The sequence below is a fragment of the Mycolicibacterium litorale genome, from assembly GCF_010731695.1.
GTDB classification, from domain to species: Bacteria; Actinomycetota; Actinomycetes; order Mycobacteriales; family Mycobacteriaceae; genus Mycobacterium; species Mycobacterium litorale.
Window position 1 is genome coordinate 3,011,401 of the sequence record NZ_AP022586.1, and the last position, 20,569, is coordinate 3,031,969.

Below are 20,569 nucleotides of genomic sequence, written 5' to 3' on the forward strand. Positions count from 1 at the left end.
AACTGTCTATCGCTCGACTATCGGCGTAGTGTCGGTTCAGGTTGACCGCACAGCCTGCCGCAAACGTCATCGACGAAGGCGCTGGGCCCGACCCGGGGTTCGGCGCCAGGTTTTGAGACAGCAGGGCCTATTTCCCTGACGTGAGCCACAGTACGAATCTTCGACTGATGGAGTCACCGATGTCCCTCCCCGAACAGCCGATCTCCCCCGAGGCGCCGACGATCTGCCGCACCGCCCGGTTCGAGGTCGCCGCGTCGCAGTCGTCGACGACGGTCGTCACCGCTCATGGCGAACTCGATGCCGCCAACGCGCAACACTTCGCCGACTTCGCATTGCGTCATGCGCAGAAGTCGCTGATCCTCGACCTCTCCTACGTAGAATTCTTCGGCACCGCAGGGTTTTCCGCGCTGCACACACTCAACGTCCGCTGTGCGGGATCCGACATCGACTGGGTCCTGGTGCCCAGCGCAGCGGTCAGCCGGTTGCTGCGGATCTGCGATCCGGACGCCACGCTGCCGTCGTCGGAGACCGTCGAGAAGGCGCTCGCGCTACTACAGGGCGAGCCGCGCCCGCTACTGCAACTGGTCGCGGAGCCGCGTTAGCGATTTGGCCAGCAGCCGCGACACGTGCATCTGTGAGATGCCCACGCGTTCGGCGATCTGCGTCTGGGTCAGGTTCTCGAAGAACCGCAGCAGCAGCACCATGCGCTCCCGCTCGGGAAGCGCCGCCAGCAGCGGCCGCAACGCCTCGCGGTTCTCGATCTGGTCGAGCCCCATGTCGAAATCGCCCAGCGTGTCGGCGATCGCGGGGGCGTCCTCGTTGCCGCTGTTCCCACCGCTGTCGATCGACAGGGTGTTGTAGGAACTGCCGGCCACCAGACCCTCGACCACCTCGTCGCGGTCCATCCCGAGTTCCTCGGCGAGCTCACTGGCCGTGGGCGCGCGGCCGAGGCGTTGGGACAGTTCGGCGGTCGCCGACCCCAACCGCAGGTGCAGTTCCTTGAGCCGCCGGGGCACCTTGACCGACCAGCTGTTGTCCCGGAAGTGGCGCCGGACCTCACCCATGATGGTCGGCACCGCGAACGACACGAAATCCGAACCGGCGTCGACGTCGAAGCGGATCACGGCGTTGACCAGGCCGACACGGGCGACCTGGACCAGGTCGTCGCGCGGTTCACCGCGACCATCGAATCGGCGCGCGATGTGGTCGGCCAGCGGCAGGCAGCGTTCGACGATGCGGTCGCGCTGGCGCTGGAACGTGGGCGTATCCGGGGTGAGCTGCTGGAGCTCCCGGAACATGGCGGCCACGTCCGAGTACTCAGAGTTCTGTCGTGGCGACGAACCCTGTGCCGACGATGGCGTCACCGCAACGAACTCGCTCGTCTCGTCGTCAGCGAGATGCCGAATACCTGACCGTCTTCGTGGCCCTGGCCGTTGGAGAAGGTGCGCACCTCATCGGTCAGCGAGCTGAGCACGTGCCAGCTGAAACTGCCGGGCGCCAGGATGTCGGTGTTCTGACACGTCGTCGACGCGTCGACCACGACCTCGGAGTCGTTGGGGTGCACCACGACCACGAGCGTCGACTTCGGGACCGCCGAGCGGATCAGCCGGGTGCAGGCTTCGTCGACCGCCAGGCGCAGGTCGGAGACGGCGTCGAAGTCGAGGTCCTCGAAGGTGCCGACGGCGGCGACGAGGGTACGCAGCACCGCGAGGTTCTCCAGCGTCGCTGCCACGCGCAGCTCCACCGAACGGTCGGCGTTGGCCTGCCCGTTGTGCTGATTGACGACCTCGGCCATCTGACCTCCCGGCAATATCGAAGCGAGACTACCCCAGCCCGTTCGACGGCTAGCCATCGGCACGAGCGGTAGTCGCAGGTACGTACGTGTGACTGCAGTTTTCACCGGGTAATACCCGGTCATGGAGCAGATCGACAGCGACGGCGGGTGGTCCCCCATCCTCATCGGGGCCGGGCTCGTGCCGGCCGCCGGATGATCGATTCAGCGCGCGCGCCAACCTCGTGCTCACCATGGTGTGCCTTCCATACCCCGGTTTCGGCCGGCGCCAAACACCCAACTCCCATCCCAGGTAGGTGTCGATGCGACTTCGGCGCAGCGTAGTCAACGGCCCCGGACTGCGCCGGGTCCGCCGCGGCAAGGGTTTCTCGTATCAGGACCACAACGGCGACCCCGTCACCGACTCGGCGACACTCGACCGGATCAACGCGCTGGTGATCCCGCCGGCGTGGAAGAAGGTGTGGATCTGCCCCTATCACAACGGGCACATCCAGGCGGTCGGCACGGACGCCGCGGGACGCCGCCAGTACCTCTATCACCAGCAGTGGCAGGAGGAACGCAACGAGGAGAAGTTCGACCGGGTGCTGCAGATGTCCGCGGCCCTGCCCGGGATGCGCCGGCAGCTCGCCGCGGATCTGGGCGGGCGTGGTCTGCAGCGCGACCGGGTGCTGGCGCTCGCGCTGCACCTGCTCGACCTCGGGTACTTCCGCGCCGGCGGCGAGCAGTACGCCGAGGAGAACAACTCGTTCGGCATCGCCACGCTGCTGTGCGAACACGTCAAACTCCAGCGGCAGGCGGTGGAGTTCGACTATCCCGCCAAGAGCGGGGTCCGGCGCACCCTGGTCATCGACGACCCCGAGGTGGTGAAGTCGGTGCGGGCACTGCTGCGCCATCCGGACCGGCCGGACCGGCTCTTCGCGTGCCGAAGTGACCAGGGCTGGGCCGAGATCCACTCCGACGATCTCAACACCCGGTTCAAGGAACTCGTCGGCGCGGAGTACTCGGTGAAGGACCTGCGCACCTGGCACGGCACCGTGCTGGCGGCCACGGCGTTCGTCGACGCCGACCCGCCGGCCAACAAGACCGTGATCAAACGCGTGGAATCGGCGGTGATGAAAGAGGTGTCCGAGGCGCTCGGGAACACCCCCGCCGTGGCGCGCGCCTCATACGTGGACCCGCGGGTGGTGACCGGTTACGAATCCGGGCTGACGATCGCCGCGGCCGCCCGCCGGGCCGAACGCGCCAAACGCCCCGACGAGCGCCAGGCCATACTCGAGCGGAGCACCGCGCGGTTGATCCGCAAGGTCGCGAAGAGTTGACGGTCGCGAAGAGTCAGAAGCCGGTGCCGTTGCCGAGGTAGGTCAGGCCGAGCTCGACGAGCATCACGGCGTCCAGCAGGTTGCGCGTGTCGACGACCACCGCGCCGGGCGCCTGGTCGGCGATGCGCGCCCAGTCCAGGTCACGGAACTGCGGCCATTCGGTGAGCAACACGATCGCGTCGGCGCCCTTCGTCGCGAGGTAGGGGTCGTCGACACCGACGATCGCCACCGCCCGCAGCATGTCGCCGTCGATCGCACCGAGCCGCGGGTCGTAGCCGGTGACCTGCGCGCCGCGGCCCACCAGCTCGGCGCAGACGGTGAGCGCGGGTGAGTCGCGCACATCGCTGGTGCCCGCCTTGAACGTGAGGCCCAGCGCCGTGACACGGGCCTGGTCGATCGGCGTGCCGATGGTGCGGCTGACCGCATCGGCGATGCACACCGGTTGCGCGGCGTTCGTGACGCGGGCGGATTCGACCTCCGGCAGGGCGACGCCGTACTCGCGTCCGGTGTGCAGCAGCGCGGCGGTGTCCTTCGGCAGACACGAGCCGCCCCACCCCGGGCCCGGTTGCAGGAAGTGCGCGCCGATGCGGATGTCGGCGCCCATACAGCGGGTGACGTCGGTGACGTCGGCGCCGACCTGTGCGCACAACCGGGCCAGCGAGTTCGTGTAGGAGATCTTCACCGCCAGGAACGCATTGCTCGCGTACTTGGCGACCTCGGCGCTCTCGGGGCTCATCCGCAGCACCCGACCCGGCGGATAGAGCGAGGCGACCGTGTCGGCCGGGGCGTCGTCGTCGGCGCCGATCAGGATCCGGTCGGGGTGGCGGAAGTCGCCGATGGCGTGGCTCTCACGCAGGAACTCGGGACTCGACACGGCGTGAATCCCGCTGTCGCGCAGCCGGTCTCCCACACGCCGGGTGGTGCCCACCGGTACCGTCGACTTGAGCGCCACCACCGCGCCGGGCCGCAGGACGGTCGCCAGATCGTCGACGGCGGCGTGGACCGCCCGCAGATCGGCCGATCCGTCGGGCATGCTCGGGGTGGACACGCAGACGAAGACGACGTCGCGGTCGGCCAGCGCACGGTACTGCGCGGTGAAGCGCAGGGTGTTCGTCCGTAGTCCCCGCTCGAGCAGTTCGGGGAGGTCGGGTTCGTCGATCGTCGCGACGCCGTCGTTGAGCAGGCGCACGCGCGCTTCGTCGACGTCGACGCACACGGTGTCGTGACCCCGCTCGGCCAGGCACACCGCGCTCGTGAGGCCGACGTAACCGGCACCGATCACGCCGACCCGCTGCGGGCTCACACCGGCTCCTTGCGCAACGCGTCCACCGCCCCGAGTACCGCGGACACGGTGAGCGCCAACAACCCTGGGTCGGGTGCGTCGCCGTGGGGATCGCCGTCGCGACCGGCCCACAGGACGGCGTGGGGGCCGGTGCCGCGGGGACCCCAGAGGCTCGGCGGCGTGGGTCCGAACAGCAGCACCGACGGTGTGCCGGTGGCGGTGGCGATGTGGCCCACGCCGGTGTCCCCGCAGACCAGCAGCCGGCAGTCGCTGATCAGGGCCACGAGATCGAGCAGGCCGAGGGTGCCGGCCAGGACCGCGCTGCCGGGCAGCCCGGCCTGCGCGGCGACCGTGCGCGCCAGGTCGACTTCGCCTGCGTCGCCGGTGATGACCACGTCGTGGCCGTCGGCGTACAGCGCGGCGGCCACGGCGGCGAACCGTTCGGGGGGCCACCGCCGGGCCGGGAACGCGGCGCCGGGGTGGATGACGGTGACGCCCGACCGGTCGGGACACCCGGGCGGTCTCGGGATGGTGAGATCGGCTCGCTCGCAGGGGATTCCGGCCCATTCGAGCAGCCCGCACCAGCGGTCGACCTCGTGGACGTCGGTCGGCCACGCCGGACCCTGCAGCTGCGGGAACGCGTCGTGGCGATGGGTGAGGATCGAGCGGGCACCGAGGCCGAGCAGGTCGCTGATGCTCTCGGGGCCGCTGCCGTGCAGATTGACCGCCAGCACGGGTGGGGTGTGCAGCGGCCGAAGCCGGCCCAGTCCGGCGGTGGGCTGGACCGCGTCGACCGCGCCGGTGAGCAACGCCAGTTCGCCGAACCGTTCGGGGGCGGCCAGCACGATGTGGGCGTCGGGGTGGGCCCGGCGCAGGCCCCGCAGCGCGGGCACCCCGGTGAGCAGATCCCCCAGCCCGAGCGCCCGTAACACCAGGATGGTGTCGGGCGCGGCGGTGTCGCTCAGGGCCATGACGACTCTGTCGAGGCGGCCACCACCAACTCCCGCACCTCGCATCCGGCCGGCTGGGTGAGCGCGAAGATGACTGTCTCCGCGACGTTCTCGGGCTGGTTGAGCTTGGCGTCCGGCGGCGGCTTGTACTGCTCGTCGCGGTTGTCGAAGAACGCGGTGTGCATTCCGCCGGGGATCAGCGTGGTCACGCCGACCTCACCGGCCAACTCGGCGGCCAGGGCGCGGGTGAAGCCGATGACCCCGAACTTCGACGCACAGTAGGCGGTCGCGTCGCTGACCGCCTTGATGCCCAACGTGGAGGCGCACGTGACGATGCGGCCATGAGTCGCCTTGAGATAGGGCAGCGCCGACCGCACCACCGCGGCGGTGCCGAGCAGGTTGACGTGGATGACCCGCTCCCAGTCCTTGACCGCGACGTCGTCGAGCTTTCCGCAGGCGTCGGTGCCCGCGGCGGTGAACACCCCGTCCACTCGACCGTCCACCCGCTCGGCCAGTTCACGCACCGCGGTGTCGACGGCGCCGGTGTCCGACAGGTCGCAGTGGACGAACGCGATGTCCTCACCGAGATCGGCGGGCAACGGGTTCACGTCGATCACGAGCGGTGTGCCGCCGTGCTGGAGTACGGCTTTCACGGTGGCGGCACCGAGTCCCGAAGCGCCGCCGGTGATCAGGATGTTGCCGAGGTTCTGGGTGGTCATGCAGGGTCCTTTCGGTTCACGACCGCACCGCGTGGGTCGAGCTGGCGGCAGCGATCAGATTGGAGGAGGAGTAGCCGGCGACGGTGGGCAGCAGCACCACCTCACCTCCGTGCCTTCGCACGACGCCTGCTTCCGGGAGGTCGGCCTCGGTGTAGTCGCCGCCCTTGACCCAGATGTCGGGCCGGAGCCGCTCGAGCGCCGCTTCGGGTGAGTTCTCGTCGAAGATCACGACCGCGTCGACGCATGCCAGCGCGGCGAGCACGCGCGCGCGGTCCTCGGCGGCCATCACGGGTCGGCTCGGGCCCTTGAGGGCCCGGACCGAGGTGTCGGAGTTCAGCAGGACCACCAGCGCGTCGCCGAGCTGGCGGGCCTGGTGCAGCAACCGCACATGGCCGGTGTGGAGGAGGTCGAAACACCCACCGGTGGCCACCAGCGTGCCACCGCGCCTGCGCAGCCGGTCCCGCACCTCGGTGATGTCGCCGGTCAGCGCGCTGGACTGGCTTGCCGCCCGGCGTCCGCCGACCGCGACAGCGCGCGACACCCCGACGGCGCCGCCGGTGGTCACGAATCGGCTCGCCGATTCGACGGCCGCGCTGACCGCGGCCGCGGCGTCGTCACCCGCGCCGAACGCCTGTGTCGCCGCGACCGCGAACCGGTCGCCGGCACCGCAGGTGTCACGGCGGCCGGTGGACACCCCCGCCGCCGCGGGCACCGGGATGTGGACGCTGCCGGCCTCACTGGCCAGCACCGCTCCCCCGGCGCCGAGGGTGACGCACACCGCGTGGGCACGCCACCGCTGGCGCAGCCGTTCGGCCGAGTGCGCATCGCTGTCACCGCGTTCGGAGAACCGTTCGGCCTCAGCCTGATTCGGGGTCACCAGCCAGCAACCGGATATCGGGGCGGCTCCGCGTGGGTGCGGATCCCACACCACGGGGATGCGCTCGGCAACGTCGGTCAGCAGCTGTCGGACGCCGGGATGTGCGCAGACGCCACGGCCGTAGTCGGCCACACACACCGCGCGCGCGGCGTTGAGCACCACGGCCACCTCGTCGGGCAGGTCACCACCCGCCGCTGTGCCGTCGCCGTGGTCGAGGCGCAGCATCGACTGCCCCGCGGCACGGATTCTGGTCTTGCACACCGTGCTCCCGGTGAGCGGCAGCGCCACCACCCGCACCCCGGCCTCCTCGAGCAGCGAGGCCAGCGCGTGGCCGTCGGCGTCGTCGGCCAGCGCGGTGACCAGGACGACGTCCCGGTCCACCCGGGCGGCCAGTACCGCGGCCAGGCCGGCGCCGCCGGGGCGGTGCCAGGTGCGCTCGGCGTCGACGACGGGGACCGGCGCCTCGGGGCTCAACCGGGTGGCGCTGCCCTCGATGTCGACGTCGAGCATCGAGTCGCCGATGATGACGAGGGGTTCAGCCACGGGGCGCTCCCACCACGTCGTCGACGGCCATGCACAGCCCGTGCACCAGCAGCAGGTGGATCTCCTGCACGGTCGCACCGCTGGGAGCGTCGACGCAGATCGCGTCGTCACACATCGCCGCGAGCGGATTCGGCGCCGGACCGGTCAGCGCCCAGCACGTCAGCCCCATTTCGTGGCCGGCCTTCACCGCCGCCAGCACGTTGGGGCTGGTGCCGCTCGTGGACAGGGTGACCAGCACGTCGCCGGGCCTGCCATGGGCGCGCACCCCCCTGGCGAAGACCTCTTCGACGCCGTAGTCGTTGGCGATCGCGGTGAGTGCGGAGGTGTCCGCGTGCAAGGAGATGGCGGACAACGGTATTCGTTCACCCATGAACCGCCCGACGAGTTCGGCGGTCAGATGCTGTGCCTCGGCGGCGCTGCCACCGTTGCCGCAGGCCAGCAACCGGCCTCCGGAGGTCAGCACCCCGGCCAGGTGCCTGCCCCAGGCGTTCACCCGTGGCGTCTCGACGCCGATGCGGGTCAACGCCTCGGCGAGTGCGGAAATGTGCGTCTCGATCATGGTTCTCCTCCCAATCGATCGACCGCGGCGAGCAGTTCGCTGTCGCTGATGCCGTCCAGACACGGATGGCCGGGTACCGGACAGGTGCGGGCACGGGTGAGCCGGCACGGCGCCTCCTGGTCGCCCAGGCGAAGCACGGTGCGGCCGTAGGGACTCCACTGCGACGCCGGCACCACCGGCGCGAACAGTGAGACCACCGGCACGCCGACGGCGGCGGCCAGGTGTGCGGGGCCGGTGTTGGGCACGACCACCACCCGGGCCGCTGCGTACAGCGCGGCCAGTGTGGGCAGCGTCGTGCGGCCCCCGAGGTCGAGCGCCACGTCGGCGGCGACCTGACGGGTGAGGTCTTTCTCCGCAGCGTCACCGGTCACGACGACCCGGTGCCCGGCGGCCGTCAGCGCCGCAACCATCTCTTCGCTGCGGTGTGCGCTGGGCCGGCGGGCGGGTACCGCCGCTCCGGGGTGGAACACCACGTACGGTCCGGCGGCGGCGATCTCGGCGAGATCCCCGGTCAGCGGCGCCGGCGGACGCACCCGCAGCGCCCCGTCGTCGCCGTCGGGCAGCGCGCAGTCCCCTGCCCGGGCCAGTGACAGTGCGCGTTCCGGTTCCGGGATCCCCGGTTCGACATGGTGGCGCAGGTCGAGCAGTGTGCCCGGATAGTCCTCGCTGATCGCCCCCACCCACGGCACCGAGGCCATCCGCAGGATCAGCGCGAGGGGCAGCGGGGACTGGTGGAACGACGTGAAGACGAAGGCGCGGTCCGGCCGGATGTCCCGCAGTTGTTTGACCAGCGACTCGACGTGGCCTGCGGTCAGCTCCGGCGAGTCGAAATCCACCCAGGGCGCCTGCCATTCGACGATCTCGTCGACACCGGGCAGCAACTCGGCGGCCGCCCGCCCCCTGGGTCCGGAGAGGAACGTCACCGAATCGTGGTGCTCGGCGACCGCGCGGACGGCAGGTCCGGTGATCAACACGTCACCGGCACTGTCCAGGCGCGCCACCAGAGCCTTCGTCATCGCGTGTCCCGAAGGATCATCTCCACCGCATCCTCGATCGTCGCGGCCACCCGCGCCCTGGTGCTGGCGTCGGAGATCTCGTGGCGCAGCGTGCGTTCGGTGGGTACGAGCACCGCATCGGCGCGCGCCGAGAGGGCGGCGTTCACGTCGCCGCCGGTGTCGCCGATCATCACGCACCGCGCCGGGTCGACGCCGAGTGCCTCAGCCGCGGCCCGCACCATCCCAGGTGCCGGTTTGCGGCACGCACATCCGTCGTCGTTGTCGTGCACGCAGATCTGCCACGAGTCGAACGGCCCGAGTTCGGCGTCGACCCGGGCGTTGACCGCGGCGAGCTGCTCGTCGGTGATCAACCCCTTCGCGACCCCGGACTGGTTGGTCACCACGGCGAGCAGCAGGCCGCGGTCGCGTAACCGGCTCAGGGCGTCGACCGCACCGGGCATCGGCTTCACCCCGGCCGGGTCGTTCAGGTACGGCCCGTCCACGATGATGGTGTCGTCGCGGTCGAGCAGGACGGCCAGCGGCGGGTCGCGTCGCGCACCGCGGAACGCCCACTCGCCGCGTAGCCGGTGGTACATGGCCACCGGCGGGATCAGGGCGCTGGTGAGCAGCATCCGGGCCGCCTCGGGCGCGGTGCGCGGTCCCGCGAGGAACCGGCGCGCGGTGAACTCGAGCGTCAGCCCCAGCCATGTGGCGGCGGCCCCCGCGGCAGCGCGCCGTCGTCCTGCCAGCGCCGCCACCGTGGCGACGGCCGCGGCGGCGGTCGTCGCGGTGTGCGCGGGTAGCCGGCCGCGGCCCTCGCCGACCGCCGGTCGCCAGCGTCTGCCGAACTTGCGCCGCATCAATGCGTTGTCGCGGTTGCCGATCTGCGCACGCACGCTGCTCAACAGCGACGCCGGCGCGACCGGATGGGTGGAGCGCCGGGCACCCTGGGTGATCTCATTGCCCTGCAGCGTGATTCGCAGCGCGATGTCCGAGTCCTCCCGGTAGGCCCGCGGGAACCGCTCGTCGAAACCGCCGACCGCCACCAGCACGTCGCGCCGGTACGCCATGTCCGCGGTGATCCACCGGGCGTCGGCCAGGCGCTGGGTGCGCTTCTCGTCGTCGGTGGCGCGCCGGCCCTCGACGCTGGGCACCTCGATGACCGCCTGGGTGCCCGCGGCCCCGGTGGTGTCGGCGCCGCGCAGATCGGCGGCAAGGGCCGCCAGCCAGCCGGGTTGCGGGACGACGTCGTCGTCGACGAAGCACACCCAGCGGGTGCGCGTGGCCCGCCAGCCCGTGTTGCGCGCGGCTGCCGGTCCGCGACCGCCGCTGCGCAGCACCGTGACCGGGAGGCCGCTGTGCACGGTGAGCGCGGGCGCATCCCCGGGGCGATCGTCGACGATGACCACGGCTTCGGGCGGGGGCCCGCTTTCGGCTTCGAGCGCGGCGAGCAGCCGGTGCAGCGACTCCCGGCCGATCGTCGGGACGACGATCGAGAACGATGCGGTCTGCGCTGCCGTCACACGGCCCTCCGCACCAGGAAGGGCCCGATCGCGAGCACGTCGATGGGACTGCTGCCGAAGCATTCCAGCGCGTCGCGGGGACTGTCGACCATCGGGCGGCCCGCGGTGTTGAAGCTGGTGTTGACGACCACCGGCACCCCGGTGCGTTCGGCGAACCGGCTGATGGTGGCGTGCAGCAGCGGCTGGCTGTCGTCGACGGTCTGGATGCGGGCGGTGTTGTCGACGTGGGTGACCGCGGGGATCCGGGAGCGCCACTGCTCGGCGACCTCGTGCACGAACAGCATGTACCGGCTCGGAATCGGGCCGCCCGAGAAGATGTCGCCGGCCCGCTCGGCCAGCACCATGGGCGCCACCGGCCGGAACTGCTCGCGCCCCTTGACGGTGTTGAGCCGCTCCAGGTTCTCGATGCGGCGGGGGTCGGCGAGCAGCGACCGATTGCCCAGGGCACGGGGCCCGAACTCGGCCCGGCCCTGGAACCAGCCGATCAGCTTGTCATCGGCCAGCGCATCACCGACCGCGGCGGCGAAGTCGTCCGGGCGTTCGAACGGGACCGCCGCTTCGCGCAGCGTCGCCTCGATCTCGTCGTCGGTGAAACCGCGGCCCAGCGAGGCCGACGGCATCGGGCTGATCGGCTCGCCGGCCTCACCGGCCAGGGACAGCGCGGCCCCGAGCGCCGTGCCCGAATCGCCCGCCGCCGGCTGCACCCAGACGTTGTCGAAGCCACCGCGGGCGAAGATCTTCGAGTTGGCGACGCAGTTGAGCGCCACTCCTCCGGCCAGGCACAGGTTGTCGGAGTCGGTCCGTCCGCGCAGCCAGCCCACCAGGTCGAGCAGCAACTCCTCGACCACGTGCTGCACGCTGCACGCCAGGTCGGCGTGTTCGGGTTCCGGACGGTCCAGGGCATGACCTTTACCCGCGCCCGCCTTGCGTTTCGGGGTGAACGACTCCCAGTCGACCGGTTCGGTGCGGAAACCGCCGTCGCCGGTGGCGTACACGGAGTCCCGCAACCGGCCGGCGAATCTCGGCGTGCCGTAGGACGCCATGGCCATCACCTTGTACTCGTCGCTGGAGCGCGCGAACCCGAGGTGTTCGGTGAGCTCCTCGTAGAACAGCCCCAGTGAGTGCGGAAGTGACTGTGTGGCAAGCACATCGATCTTCTGATCGCGGTAGGTGCCCGCTAGCATGGACGCTCGCTCACCGCGGCCGTCGACGACCAGCACCGCGCAGTCCGGGTGCGGCGAGGCCAGCGCGCCGGACGCCGCATGCGCGACATGGTGGCGGACATGACGCACGATGCTGGGGTCCAGTCCGGGCAGCGCGGACTGCAGGAATCGCGGCGCCCGCTCGGCGTAGAGCGTGCGCAGGTACTCCCAGTCCCGGTCGAGTCCGGCCATGCCGGTGGTCGTCTCGTCCATCAGGCTCGGGTCGTAGGAGTAGCCGACGGAATCGAGGTCCGCAGGGGTGAGGCCGGCCTGCTCCAGGCACCAGCGCGCCGCGGCCACCGGCATCTCCCAGGTGGAGAACGGCACCGCCTGCTTACCGTGCTTCCGACGGGAGAACCGTTCCTCTTCGGCGGCCGCCACGATCTGACCGTCCACGACAAGTGCCGCGGCCGGATCGTGGAACACCGCGTTGATGCCGAGAATTCGCATCCGTCGTTCCCCTAACTCGCTGTCTTCGTCTGTGCCACGGCGTATTCGGAGGTGGGATCCATCGACCGGAACCACTCGACCGTCCGCGCCAGCCCGTCCCGATAGGGCACTCGCGGTTCCCAGCCCAGGTGTTCGCGTGCCGTCGCGATGTCCGGACAGCGCCGCTGGGGGTCGTCCTCGACGGCGGGCAGGAACTCGATGGCCGAGTCGGCGCCCGCGAGGTCGCGGATGATCTCGGCGACCTGGTTGACGGTCAGTTCGTGTGGGTTGCCGATGTTGACCGGGCCCGGATACCCCGACCGGGCCAGTGCGAGCAGGCCTTCGACGGTGTCGTCGACGTAGCACAGGGACCGCGTCTGGCCGCCCGAGCCGGTGACGGTCATCGGTTCGCCGGCGAGCGCCTGGCGGATGAACGTCGGGACCATCCGGCCGTCATGGGACCGCATCCTGGGCCCGTAGGTGTTGAAGATGCGGGCGACTCCCACATCGGTGTCGCGCTCGCGGCGGTGTGCGAACGTCAGCGCCTCGGCGTAGCGCTTGGCCTCGTCGTACACGCTGCGCGGGCCGATGGGATTGACGTTGCCCCAATAGGTTTCGGGCTGGGGGTGCTCGAGCGGGTCACCGTACACCTCGCTGGTCGACGCCAGCACCAGCCGGGCGCCATGGCGTTCGGCGGCCGAGAGCGCGTTGGCGGTGCCCATGGCGCCGGTGTGCAGCGTGTGCAGCGGCAGCCGCAGGTAGTCGGCGGGTGAGGCCGGCGAGGCGAGGTGAAACACGACGTCCACCGGTTGCCCGAACGCCCGGCCGGTCAGCGGTTCGGTGATGTCGTGGCGCACGAACTGGTAGTGCGCGTGATCGCGGAGCAGGTTCTCGGCGGTGGGGGCGCTGGTCGACAGATCGTCGACGCAGATCACCTCGACGCCGGTGGCCAGTAACCGTTCACACAGGTGGCCGCCGACGAAGCCGCAACCACCGAGCACCAGAGCCCGGGTCATGTCATGCACCACGCCGCAATACCCCCGAAGTAGTAGGGAAAACGCTGTTTGCCGGGTGGCCCGCCGGGTACGGACAGCGACCATGGGGCAACGGAATTCGTCGCGAACGACGTTCGTGATCGCCAGCCGGGACCGGGCGGACGAACTCCGCTCCGTCGTGATCCGCCTGCTGGACACCACCCGGTGCCCGGTCATCGTGGTGGACAACGATTCTCGCGATGACTCGGTGGCCGCCGTCCAGCGTGTGGCGGCACGTGCGGCAGGCCGGGTGCGCGTGGTCGAACTCGACAGCAACCGCGGCGCCGTGGGCCGCAACGCCGGCGTTGCGGCCGCCGCGACCCCGTACGTGGCGTTCTGTGACGACGACTCCTGGTGGCAGCCCGACGCTCCGGCCATCGCCGAGCAGACCTTCGACGCCTATCCGCACGTCGGACTCCTCGCCGCGCGCACCATCGTGTTGCCCCGCGACGAGGAGGACCTGTTCTCCAGGATGCTCGCCGACAGCCCGCTGGGGCATCCCCCGCATCTGCCCGGTCCGGCCATCCTCGGTTTCATGTCCTGCGCGGCGATCGTGCGCAAGGTGGCGTTCCAGCAGGCCGGCGGGTTCTCCGAGATCCTGCACTTCCGCGGCGAAGAGATGCTGCTCGCCGTGGACATGACGTCGCTGGGCTGGAACCTGTGCTACTGCCCCGCGCTGGTGGCGATGCACCAGCCGTCCCAGGTGCGCGCGACCACCGCCGCGCAGGCCGCCCGCGTGCTGCGCAACGACGTGCTGACCACCTGGCTGCGCCGTCCCGCGCGACGATGTCTGCGCGCCACCGGCACGCTGCTCACCGCGTCGCTGCGCGATACCGAACACGCCAGGGCCGCAGCCGAAGCCGTGAGGCGTGTGCCTGCGGTGCTGCGCCGGCGCCGCCGGCTGCCCGATCGGGTGGAGCGAGCGCTGGAACTGCTGGAGTCCGCATGACGCAGTCATACCGACGAAGCGGTCGTCGTCGCGGATGTCCTGGCGGAGTCGCCGGCCTGATAGGCGGCGGGCACCAGCCGGTCGTAGATGCGCAGCGTATCGGCCGCGACACGGTCCCATGAGTAGCGGGCGCGAGCGCGGTCGCGTCCGGCGGCGCCCAGACTCTGCCGCAGGAACTCGTCGTGGAGCAGGGTGTTGATCGATTCGGCGACCTCAACGGGGCGTTTCGGGGTGACCAGCCGACCGGTGACGTCGTGGACGACGGTGTCGAGCATTCCGCCGACGGCGGCGGCCACCACGGGGACACCGCACGCCATGGCCTCCAGGGGGACGATGCCGAACGGCTCGTACCACGGTGTGCAGGCCACGACGTCGGCCGACCGCAACAACGCGGGCATATCCGCGCGGGCCACCGCGCCCTGGAACACCAGCCGGTCGCTGACGCCGAGTCGCTCGGCGAGGTCACGCAGCCGCCGGGCCTCCGGATCGGCCTCCACTTCGGACCGGTCGGGCCCGCCGACCAGCACGAGTTCCGCGTCGGGAATCGCGGGCAGGGCACGGACCACCACGTCGAATCCCTTGCGCGGCACGAACCTTCCGACACTGACGACGCGGTAACGCGCGCCGCGTTCGGCGCGCGGACCGTCCGGTGTGAACAGGTCGAGGTCGACCCCGCACGGCACCACGGAGATCCGGTTGCGCGCGCGACCGAGGCGCATGAGTTCGAACACCTCGTCGGTGCAGGTGGCCGCGACCCAGGTCGCGGTGCGGGCCACCATCGCCTCCAGCTTCAGCCGGTCCTCGGGGCTGGTGTCGAGTGCGCCCTGATGGCGGCGTTTCACCACGCCCAGGGCATGGAACGTCTGGACCGCGGGCAGGCCGAGATGCCGGGCGGCCAGCTGGGTGGCCAGGCCGGACATCCAGAAGTGCGCGTGGGCCACATCGGGCCGGTCCGTACTCCACTGATCGTCGAGATACTGGGCGAACGGACCCATGTGGACCAGCAGTTCGTCCTTGGGCAGCGAGCGCGCGGGGCCGGCGGGCACGTGCACCACGGTGTAACCCTGCGGTGTGGTGACGCGTTCGGGAAGGTCCGCATCGTCGCGGCGGGTGTAGACGGTGACGTCGTGACCACGGCGGGCCAGCGCGGCCGACAACTCGGCGACATGGACGTTCTGCCCACCGGCGTCCACCCCGCCGAGCGCGGCCAGCGGGCTGGCGTGTTCGGACACCATTGCGATCTTCATCGGCTTCCTCTCTCGCGAGGTCATCTGCAGCAGTCGTCGATCAACCGGTCCCAGTCGCGCAGGAACCGGTCGAGCGAGAAGTGCGCCACCGCGAAATCACGTGCCGCCTTGCCCGCGGCCCTCGCCGCGGACGGATCGGACACGAACCCTTCCAAGGCCGATGCCAGCGTCTCGACATCGGCACTCACCACCCCCGCCTCGGCGGGCACCACCAGCGGCGCCATCGTCGAAGCGACAGCCACCACGGGCATTCCCAGGAACATCGCCTCCAGCAGCGACAGGCCCAGCGACGTCCATCGCGCCGTGTGCAGGAAGACCCGGCGACGCGCCACGTCCTGCCACAGCTGCGGCCCCGGAACGTCACCCTGGGCATGCACACCCGGCCAGTCCCGCTCGGCGAGGGCGGGTGTCCCGATGCCCCACACGTCGATCGGCACGCGGGCGCCCAGCGGGGCCAGCAGATCGGTGCCGACCGTGCGCCACCGGCGCAGCGGTTCGTTGATCATCGTCGCCGCCGCCGCGATGTCACCGCGGTACCGCATGCCGGGGTCGGCGATGCCGTGGTCGATCACCATCGTGGGCGCCTTGCCGTTGTCCCACATCAACCGGTTGAAGTCGGTGACGTGGACGACGGGGATGTCACTGCGCTCGGCCAGCGGATGCACGCTGTCCACCGCGAGCGGCCGCGGCGCGTTGTGTTCGACGAAGACGGCGGGCACATCGACTCCGGGCCGGCGGCCGGTCCACCGCTCGGTCAGCTCGATCTCTTCCGGGCGCTGCAGGATCACCAGGTCGATGTCCTCGTCGCGCAGGCGGTCCGCATCGACCTCGCGCGCCTGCGGCCAATCCCGGCCGAGCAGCCCGCGGCCGTCGGCGTCCTTGGCCGCGTTCACCGGGATCAGGTACCGGTGCTCACCGGCGACCAGTGCCTGCATCCAGGAGCCGTGCACGTGCCAGGCCAGTAATGCGCGCTGCCCGACGGACGACATGAGGCCGACTTACCCGGGGCACTGGTCGGTAAACCTCGAACGTTAGAGATTTCGGGTTCGGTCACGAACACGTTCTCGAAGTGGACGTCACCTGCCGAAACGTGCTGTTTGACGACGCCGTTGCGGGATATCCGGCGGGCATGGCTGATTCCGCACCGACACCCGACGCCGTCATCCCGTATCCGGGCGAGACCTCCGACATGTCCGAACGCCCCCGCGACGAGATGCGCGACTACGTCGGTCGCGATCTGCTCGCCGGTAAACGCGCGCTGATCACCGGTGGCGACTCCGGGATCGGCCGCGCGGTCGCCGTCGCCTTCGCCAAGGAGGGCGCCGACGTGGCCATCGCCTACCTCAATGAGCAGCAGGACGCCGAGCACACCGCCGGGTTGGTGCAACAGGCCGGTCGCCGGTGTCTGATGTTGCCCGGCGACCTGGCCGAGGCGCAGCAGTGCCGCACCGTGGTCGACCGCACCGTCGCCGAGTTCGGCGGACTCGACATCGTGGTGAACAACGTCGCCTATCAGAACCCGGTCGAGTCGCTGACCGACATCACCGACGAACAGTGGCGCCACACGTTCGCGGTCAACATCGACAGCTTCTTCCGGGTCACCAAAGCCGCGCTCGAGCACCTGCCCGAAGGCGGTGCGATCATCAACACCGCCTCCATCAACGGGTTGCGTGGGAACAAGACGCTGATCGACTACTCGGCGACCAAGGGTGCGGTGCTGGCGCTGACGTATTCGCTGGCGCAATCGCTGACAGAGCGCAAGATCCGCGTCAACTGCGTGGCGCCGGGCCCGGTGTGGACCCCGCTCATCCCGGCGACCATGGACGTCGAGAAGACCGAATCCTTCGGCGAGCAGACCCCTTTCGGCCGCGCCGCCCAGCCGGACGAGATCGCGCCGTCGTACGTGTTCTTCGCCGCCGGGCAGATGTCGTCGTACTACAGCGGCGAGGTGCTCGCGCCCATCGGGGGTGAGACGCTGCCCGGGTGACGCCTCCCGCGCGGCCCGCGGTTTCAGTGGCGCGAAGATCGGGCACCCCGTGACCACGGGTTCGATCTAGCTGAAAGGTGAGCATGACCGAGAAGAACAGTGGTCCCGAAGAAGGCATCAAGGGCGCCGTCGAAGACATCAAGGGCAAGGCCAAGGAAACGGTCGGCACCGTGGCCGGCCGTGACGACATGGTCCGCGAGGGCAAGGCCCAGCAGGACAAGGCCGATGCTCAGCAGGACGCAGCCCGCAAGGAAGCCGAGGCCGAAGCCGCCCGCGGTGGCGCCAAGGCCGCCGAAGAGCGCCAGAAGAGCGAGCAGTAACCCGCACACGAAGAAGGCCCAGCCGAGCGGCTGGGCCTTTTTCGTTGCTGTGTCAGCGGGACGGCCGCTGAGGTTGGGCGTCGGGATGCTCGGCGTACCAACGCTCTTCGATGTTCTTCACGCGACGGTGCGCGATCAGGAACCAAGCGCCGGCCACCACGAACACCACGGCGGAGATGCAGCCGAGCACCACACCCACCGAGTGGTTGGAGGTGGCGTGCGCCGCCAGCGCGGCGACGAACGAGACGAGCGCCACCCCGAGCAGGATCAGCGCCGGCATGTTCTTGGTGTCCTTCATCGTCTCACCGGCGTGCGGACGGGTGGTCCGTGCGTGATCAACGGGGTCTTCTGGGGTCTTCATGGGTAATCCTCCTTCAGCACCACTACACCTACCCGATGCCCGGGTGCGCGAAACGAAACGTCACCGGCCGGCCAGCACCGGTGCTCCGGTCACCGCGACCAGCACCATCAGTGCGATCAGCAACCACGCCGATCCCTGCCACGCCCACCAGGTGTCGGTGCGTCTGCGGTGCCCGAACGCGCGGACGAACGCGCGCACCGCACCGCCCAGCAGGATCACCGGCGCTCCGAGCGCGAGGAAGGTGCGCTGCGGTGTGCCACACGCCAGCGCATCGGCGACCGATCCACCGCAGGTGCTGACCCACACCGCGGCCACGGCCAGGAAGGCGCCGGCCAGGAGCGCGACCGCCGTCGTGAACCGCACCGCGACGCGGACGCCGCCGTCGAATCGCACATCCTGCGGATTCTGATACACCGTGCACCTACCGGACGCTCGCCTCACCACCACCGACGCAGCGGGTGTTCCCGCACGAAATCGAGACAAAACCTGCGCGGGCTGCCCGGGGATGTGGGCTCGGCGACACCGGCGTGGCCTGTCGGTCGGTGGATCTGTCGGTCGGTGGCCTTAGCATCCGGCCGTGGCCCTGAGTATTCGCGTCAAGCTCTACGGCGCGCTGGGCGCGGCGGCCGGGTTGACCGTTCACCTGCTCGGCGGCCACACAGGGGTCGCTGTCGCCGCCGCAGTGGCGGTGCCACTGCTGGTCGCCCTGGCACCGCGGTTCCTGCTCGGCGCGATCGCGGGGGCGGCCACCGCGCGGGCGGCCGAGGACGACATGTCGGGCACCGACTTCGAGGACCACATCGCGCACATCGCCCGCTCCTGCGGAGTCCCGGTGATCATGACGCCGCTGACCGGCGACTGGGGCGTGGACATCATCCTCGGCCGGCGGCCGCACCGCGTCGCCGTCCAGTGCAAACGCCAGTCACGCCCGGTTGGGGCGAGCGCGGTCCAGGAGGTGGTCGCCGGTGCACCGATGCAGGACTGTGCGCGGACCATGGTGGTGACGAACAACGGATTCACCCCTGCCGCACGCAAACTCGCCGAACGGCACGGATGCGAACTGGTCGGTCGCGACGAACTGCCGCGGCTGCGCGCCACGATCCGCCGGATCGCGGCGCAGCCGGAGATCAGCGCAGAACCTGCCGGACCGCGTCCACCGCATCGTCGAGTTCCGCGCGAGACACCGTCAGCGCCGGACGGAACCGCACCGAATCCGCCCCGCTGGCCAGCATGATCACCCGCCGCTCCCACAACCGGCGGATCAGGTCGTCGCGCTGGGCCGGTGTCGGGAGACTGAACGCGCACATCAGACCGCGGCCCCGGACGTCGCGCACCCCAGCGGGGAACTCCGCGGCGAGTTGCCCGAGCCGGGCCCGGAGGTGACTGCCGGCGTGGGCGGCGCGTTCGATCAGGCCGTCGGACTCGATCACCTCCAGGATGCGCCGCGCCCGCACCATGTCGGTGAGGTTGCCGCCCCACGTCGAGTTGATGCGCGAGCTGACCGCGAACACGTTGTCGGCGACGTCGTCGACGCGACGGCCCGCCATCACCCCGCACACCTGCGTCTTCTTGCCGAACGCCACCACATCCGGGGTGATGCCCAATTGCTGGTACGCCCAGGGGGTCCCGGTGATCCCGCACCCGGTCTGCACCTCGTCGACGATCATCAGCGCGTCGTACTCGTCGCACAGTTCGCGCATCGCCGCGAAGAACGCAGGCCGGAAGTGCCGGTCGCCGCCCTCCCCCTGGATCGGCTCGGCGATGAAGCACGCGATGTCGTGCCGATGGGCCTCGAACGCGGCGCGCGCCTGACGCAGCGACTCGGCCTCGATGTCCGCCATCGCGGCGTCGTCCAGGCCGGGCCGCAGGTATGGCGCGTCGATACGCGGCCAGTCGAACTTGGGGAACCGCGCCACCTTGTTCGGATCGGTGTTGGTCAGCGACAGCGTGTACCCGCTGCGGCCGTGGAACGCGTCGCGCAGGTGCAGGACACGGGTGCCGAGATCCGGCGACAGGCCGCGGGATTCGTTGAGCCTGCTCTTCCAGTCGAACGCCACCTTGAGTGCGTTCTCCACCGCCAGCGCCCCGCCGTCGACGAAGAACAGGTGCGGCAGCGCGGGATCGCCCAGCACCCGCGCGAACGTGTCGACGAACCGTGCCATCGGCACTGAATAGACGTCGGAGTTGCTCGGCTTGTTCACCGCGGCCTGCGCGAGTTCGGCACGGAACCGGTCGTCGGCGAGCGCGGGATGGTTCATCCCCAATGCCGATGATGCGAAGAACGTGAACATGTCGAGATAGCGCTCACCGGTGCGGGCGTCGACGAGGTAGGAGCCCGAGGACCGCTCGAGGTCGAGCACCAGGTCGAGACCGTCGGCGAGGATGCTGCGGGCCAGCACCTCGTGCACGTCGGCCGGCATGACGGCGGGTACGGCAGCACGCGTCAACATATCGGTCATGGGTGGATCTTATCGGAATTTT

The 20,569-nt window shown here is 70.3% G+C and carries 22 protein-coding genes; 6 read left to right on the forward strand and 16 right to left on the reverse strand.

Going from position 1 to position 20,569, the window contains the following annotated elements:
• The first annotated feature begins 179 nt into the window (after positions 1–179).
• Positions 180–602, forward strand: coding sequence for an STAS domain-containing protein (locus G6N30_RS14300; protein WP_234880131.1), 423 nt, complete (start codon positions 180–182; stop codon positions 600–602).
• Here the strand turns inward: G6N30_RS14300 and G6N30_RS14305 are convergent.
• The gene (locus G6N30_RS14305) at positions 573–1,364 is read right to left on the reverse strand and encodes an RNA polymerase sigma factor SigF (protein ID WP_134053833.1); all 792 of its coding nucleotides are present in this window, start codon (positions 1,362–1,364) and stop codon (positions 573–575) included. The two genes, G6N30_RS14300 and G6N30_RS14305, sit on opposite strands and share 30 nt — an antisense overlap.
• On the reverse strand, positions 1,361–1,795 hold the full coding sequence (locus G6N30_RS14310) for an ATP-binding protein (RefSeq protein ID WP_134053835.1): 435 nt from the start codon (positions 1,793–1,795) through the stop codon (positions 1,361–1,363). The genes G6N30_RS14305 and G6N30_RS14310 overlap by 4 nt, the downstream gene beginning before the upstream one ends.
• A 299-nt stretch (positions 1,796–2,094) precedes the next feature.
• Between G6N30_RS14310 and G6N30_RS14315 the strand changes: the two genes are divergently transcribed.
• Positions 2,095–3,111, forward strand: a complete 1,017-nt coding sequence (locus tag G6N30_RS14315) for a DNA topoisomerase IB (protein WP_134053837.1) — start codon at positions 2,095–2,097, stop codon at positions 3,109–3,111.
• Positions 3,112–3,124: 13 nt separating this feature from the next.
• Here G6N30_RS14315 and G6N30_RS14320 read toward each other — a convergent pair whose 3' ends face one another.
• Genes G6N30_RS14320 through G6N30_RS14360 form a run of 9 tightly spaced genes read right to left on the reverse strand, consistent with a single transcriptional unit; the run spans position 3,125 to position 13,206 of the window.
• Entirely contained in the window at positions 3,125–4,414 is a 1,290-nt protein-coding gene (locus G6N30_RS14320; protein ID WP_134053839.1) for a UDP-glucose dehydrogenase family protein, read from the reverse strand.
• Positions 4,411–5,364, reverse strand: a complete 954-nt coding sequence (locus G6N30_RS14325) for a glycosyltransferase family 9 protein (protein ID WP_134053841.1) — start codon at positions 5,362–5,364, stop codon at positions 4,411–4,413. Before G6N30_RS14325 ends, G6N30_RS14320 begins: the two co-directional genes overlap by 4 nt.
• Positions 5,355–6,062, reverse strand: a complete 708-nt coding sequence (locus tag G6N30_RS14330) for an SDR family oxidoreductase (RefSeq protein ID WP_134053843.1) — start codon at positions 6,060–6,062, stop codon at positions 5,355–5,357. The genes G6N30_RS14325 and G6N30_RS14330 overlap by 10 nt, the downstream gene beginning before the upstream one ends.
• 16 nt (positions 6,063–6,078) lie before the next feature.
• Positions 6,079–7,482 carry a PfkB family carbohydrate kinase gene (locus G6N30_RS14335; protein WP_234880132.1) on the reverse strand — a complete coding sequence of 468 codons (1,404 nt, stop codon included), beginning with the start codon at positions 7,480–7,482 and terminating at the stop codon, positions 6,079–6,081.
• Entirely contained in the window at positions 7,475–8,041 is a 567-nt protein-coding gene (locus G6N30_RS14340) for a D-sedoheptulose-7-phosphate isomerase (protein ID WP_134053846.1), read from the reverse strand. The genes G6N30_RS14335 and G6N30_RS14340 overlap by 8 nt, the downstream gene beginning before the upstream one ends.
• Positions 8,038–9,057, reverse strand: coding sequence for a glycosyltransferase family 9 protein (locus tag G6N30_RS14345; RefSeq protein ID WP_134053848.1), 1,020 nt, complete (start codon positions 9,055–9,057; stop codon positions 8,038–8,040). Before G6N30_RS14345 ends, G6N30_RS14340 begins: the two co-directional genes overlap by 4 nt.
• Positions 9,054–10,559: an HAD-IIIA family hydrolase gene (locus G6N30_RS14350; RefSeq protein WP_234880133.1), complete on the reverse strand. Its 1,506-nt coding sequence runs from the start codon at positions 10,557–10,559 to the stop codon at positions 9,054–9,056. The genes G6N30_RS14345 and G6N30_RS14350 overlap by 4 nt, the downstream gene beginning before the upstream one ends.
• A complete protein-coding gene (locus G6N30_RS14355) occupies positions 10,556–12,211 on the reverse strand; it encodes a carbamoyltransferase family protein (protein ID WP_134053852.1) in 1,656 nt (551 codons plus the stop codon). The genes G6N30_RS14350 and G6N30_RS14355 overlap by 4 nt, the downstream gene beginning before the upstream one ends.
• An 11-nt stretch (positions 12,212–12,222) precedes the next feature.
• Positions 12,223–13,206 carry a UDP-glucuronic acid decarboxylase family protein gene (locus G6N30_RS14360; RefSeq protein ID WP_234880134.1) on the reverse strand — a complete coding sequence of 328 codons (984 nt, stop codon included), beginning with the start codon at positions 13,204–13,206 and terminating at the stop codon, positions 12,223–12,225.
• 82 nt (positions 13,207–13,288) lie between these two features.
• Between G6N30_RS14360 and G6N30_RS14365 the strand changes: the two genes are divergently transcribed.
• Positions 13,289–14,173, forward strand: coding sequence for a glycosyltransferase family 2 protein (locus tag G6N30_RS14365; protein WP_134053856.1), 885 nt, complete (start codon positions 13,289–13,291; stop codon positions 14,171–14,173).
• Between the two features lie 5 nt (positions 14,174–14,178).
• Here G6N30_RS14365 and G6N30_RS14370 read toward each other — a convergent pair whose 3' ends face one another.
• Positions 14,179–15,420, reverse strand: coding sequence for a glycosyltransferase (locus tag G6N30_RS14370; protein WP_134053858.1), 1,242 nt, complete (start codon positions 15,418–15,420; stop codon positions 14,179–14,181).
• Between the two features lie 20 nt (positions 15,421–15,440).
• Positions 15,441–16,409: a glycosyltransferase gene (locus G6N30_RS14375; protein ID WP_134053860.1), complete on the reverse strand. Its 969-nt coding sequence runs from the start codon at positions 16,407–16,409 to the stop codon at positions 15,441–15,443.
• A gap of 140 nt (positions 16,410–16,549) precedes the next feature.
• Between G6N30_RS14375 and G6N30_RS14380 the strand changes: the two genes are divergently transcribed.
• Complete coding sequence (locus G6N30_RS14380) at positions 16,550–17,407, forward strand: SDR family oxidoreductase (RefSeq protein ID WP_134053862.1); 858 nt, start codon at positions 16,550–16,552, stop codon at positions 17,405–17,407.
• A gap of 83 nt (positions 17,408–17,490) precedes the next feature.
• Entirely contained in the window at positions 17,491–17,727 is a 237-nt protein-coding gene (gene mbp1 / locus G6N30_RS14385) for a microaggregate-binding protein 1 (protein WP_134053864.1), read from the forward strand.
• 52 nt (positions 17,728–17,779) lie between these two features.
• Here the strand turns inward: mbp1 and usfY are convergent, their stop codons facing one another.
• Positions 17,780–18,088 carry a protein UsfY gene (gene usfY / locus G6N30_RS14390; RefSeq protein ID WP_134053866.1) on the reverse strand — a complete coding sequence of 103 codons (309 nt, stop codon included), beginning with the start codon at positions 18,086–18,088 and terminating at the stop codon, positions 17,780–17,782.
• Positions 18,089–18,148: 60 nt separating this feature from the next.
• Positions 18,149–18,502 carry a hypothetical protein gene (locus G6N30_RS14395; RefSeq protein ID WP_134053868.1) on the reverse strand — a complete coding sequence of 118 codons (354 nt, stop codon included), beginning with the start codon at positions 18,500–18,502 and terminating at the stop codon, positions 18,149–18,151.
• A 163-nt stretch (positions 18,503–18,665) separates the two neighbouring features.
• Here G6N30_RS14395 and G6N30_RS14400 point away from each other — a divergent pair, with 163 nt between their 5' ends.
• Positions 18,666–19,322: a restriction endonuclease gene (locus G6N30_RS14400; RefSeq protein ID WP_163687588.1), complete on the forward strand. Its 657-nt coding sequence runs from the start codon at positions 18,666–18,668 to the stop codon at positions 19,320–19,322.
• On the opposite strand, the gene lat is transcribed toward G6N30_RS14400, so the two are convergent.
• Entirely contained in the window at positions 19,216–20,547 is a 1,332-nt protein-coding gene (gene lat / locus G6N30_RS14405; RefSeq protein ID WP_134053870.1) for an L-lysine 6-transaminase, read from the reverse strand. The genes G6N30_RS14400 and lat overlap by 107 nt on opposite strands.
• Between the last annotated feature and the right edge of the window lie 22 nt (positions 20,548–20,569).

Coding starts and splice junctions, on each gene's coding strand:
- G6N30_RS14370 (WP_134053858.1), bottom strand. CDS start 15,420: ATGAAGATCGCAATGGTGTCCGAACACGCCAGCCCGCTGGCCGCGCTC.
- G6N30_RS14325 (WP_134053841.1), bottom strand. CDS start 5,364: ATGGCCCTGAGCGACACCGCCGCGCCCGACACCATCCTGGTGTTACGG.
- G6N30_RS14355 (WP_134053852.1), bottom strand. CDS start 12,211: ATGCGAATTCTCGGCATCAACGCGGTGTTCCACGATCCGGCCGCGGCA.
- G6N30_RS14380 (WP_134053862.1), top strand. CDS start 16,550: ATGGCTGATTCCGCACCGACACCCGACGCCGTCATCCCGTATCCGGGC.
- G6N30_RS14330 (WP_134053843.1), bottom strand. CDS start 6,062: ATGACCACCCAGAACCTCGGCAACATCCTGATCACCGGCGGCGCTTCG.
- G6N30_RS14375 (WP_134053860.1), bottom strand. CDS start 16,409: ATGTCGTCCGTCGGGCAGCGCGCATTACTGGCCTGGCACGTGCACGGC.
- usfY (WP_134053866.1), bottom strand. CDS start 18,088: ATGAAGACCCCAGAAGACCCCGTTGATCACGCACGGACCACCCGTCCG.
- G6N30_RS14310 (WP_134053835.1), bottom strand. CDS start 1,795: ATGGCCGAGGTCGTCAATCAGCACAACGGGCAGGCCAACGCCGACCGT.
- G6N30_RS14300 (WP_234880131.1), top strand. CDS start 180: ATGTCCCTCCCCGAACAGCCGATCTCCCCCGAGGCGCCGACGATCTGC.
- G6N30_RS14360 (WP_234880134.1), bottom strand. CDS start 13,206: ATGACCCGGGCTCTGGTGCTCGGTGGTTGCGGCTTCGTCGGCGGCCAC.
- G6N30_RS14365 (WP_134053856.1), top strand. CDS start 13,289: ATGGGGCAACGGAATTCGTCGCGAACGACGTTCGTGATCGCCAGCCGG.
- G6N30_RS14340 (WP_134053846.1), bottom strand. CDS start 8,041: ATGATCGAGACGCACATTTCCGCACTCGCCGAGGCGTTGACCCGCATC.
- G6N30_RS14315 (WP_134053837.1), top strand. CDS start 2,095: ATGCGACTTCGGCGCAGCGTAGTCAACGGCCCCGGACTGCGCCGGGTC.
- G6N30_RS14345 (WP_134053848.1), bottom strand. CDS start 9,057: ATGACGAAGGCTCTGGTGGCGCGCCTGGACAGTGCCGGTGACGTGTTG.
- lat (WP_134053870.1), bottom strand. CDS start 20,547: ATGACCGATATGTTGACGCGTGCTGCCGTACCCGCCGTCATGCCGGCC.
- mbp1 (WP_134053864.1), top strand. CDS start 17,491: ATGACCGAGAAGAACAGTGGTCCCGAAGAAGGCATCAAGGGCGCCGTC.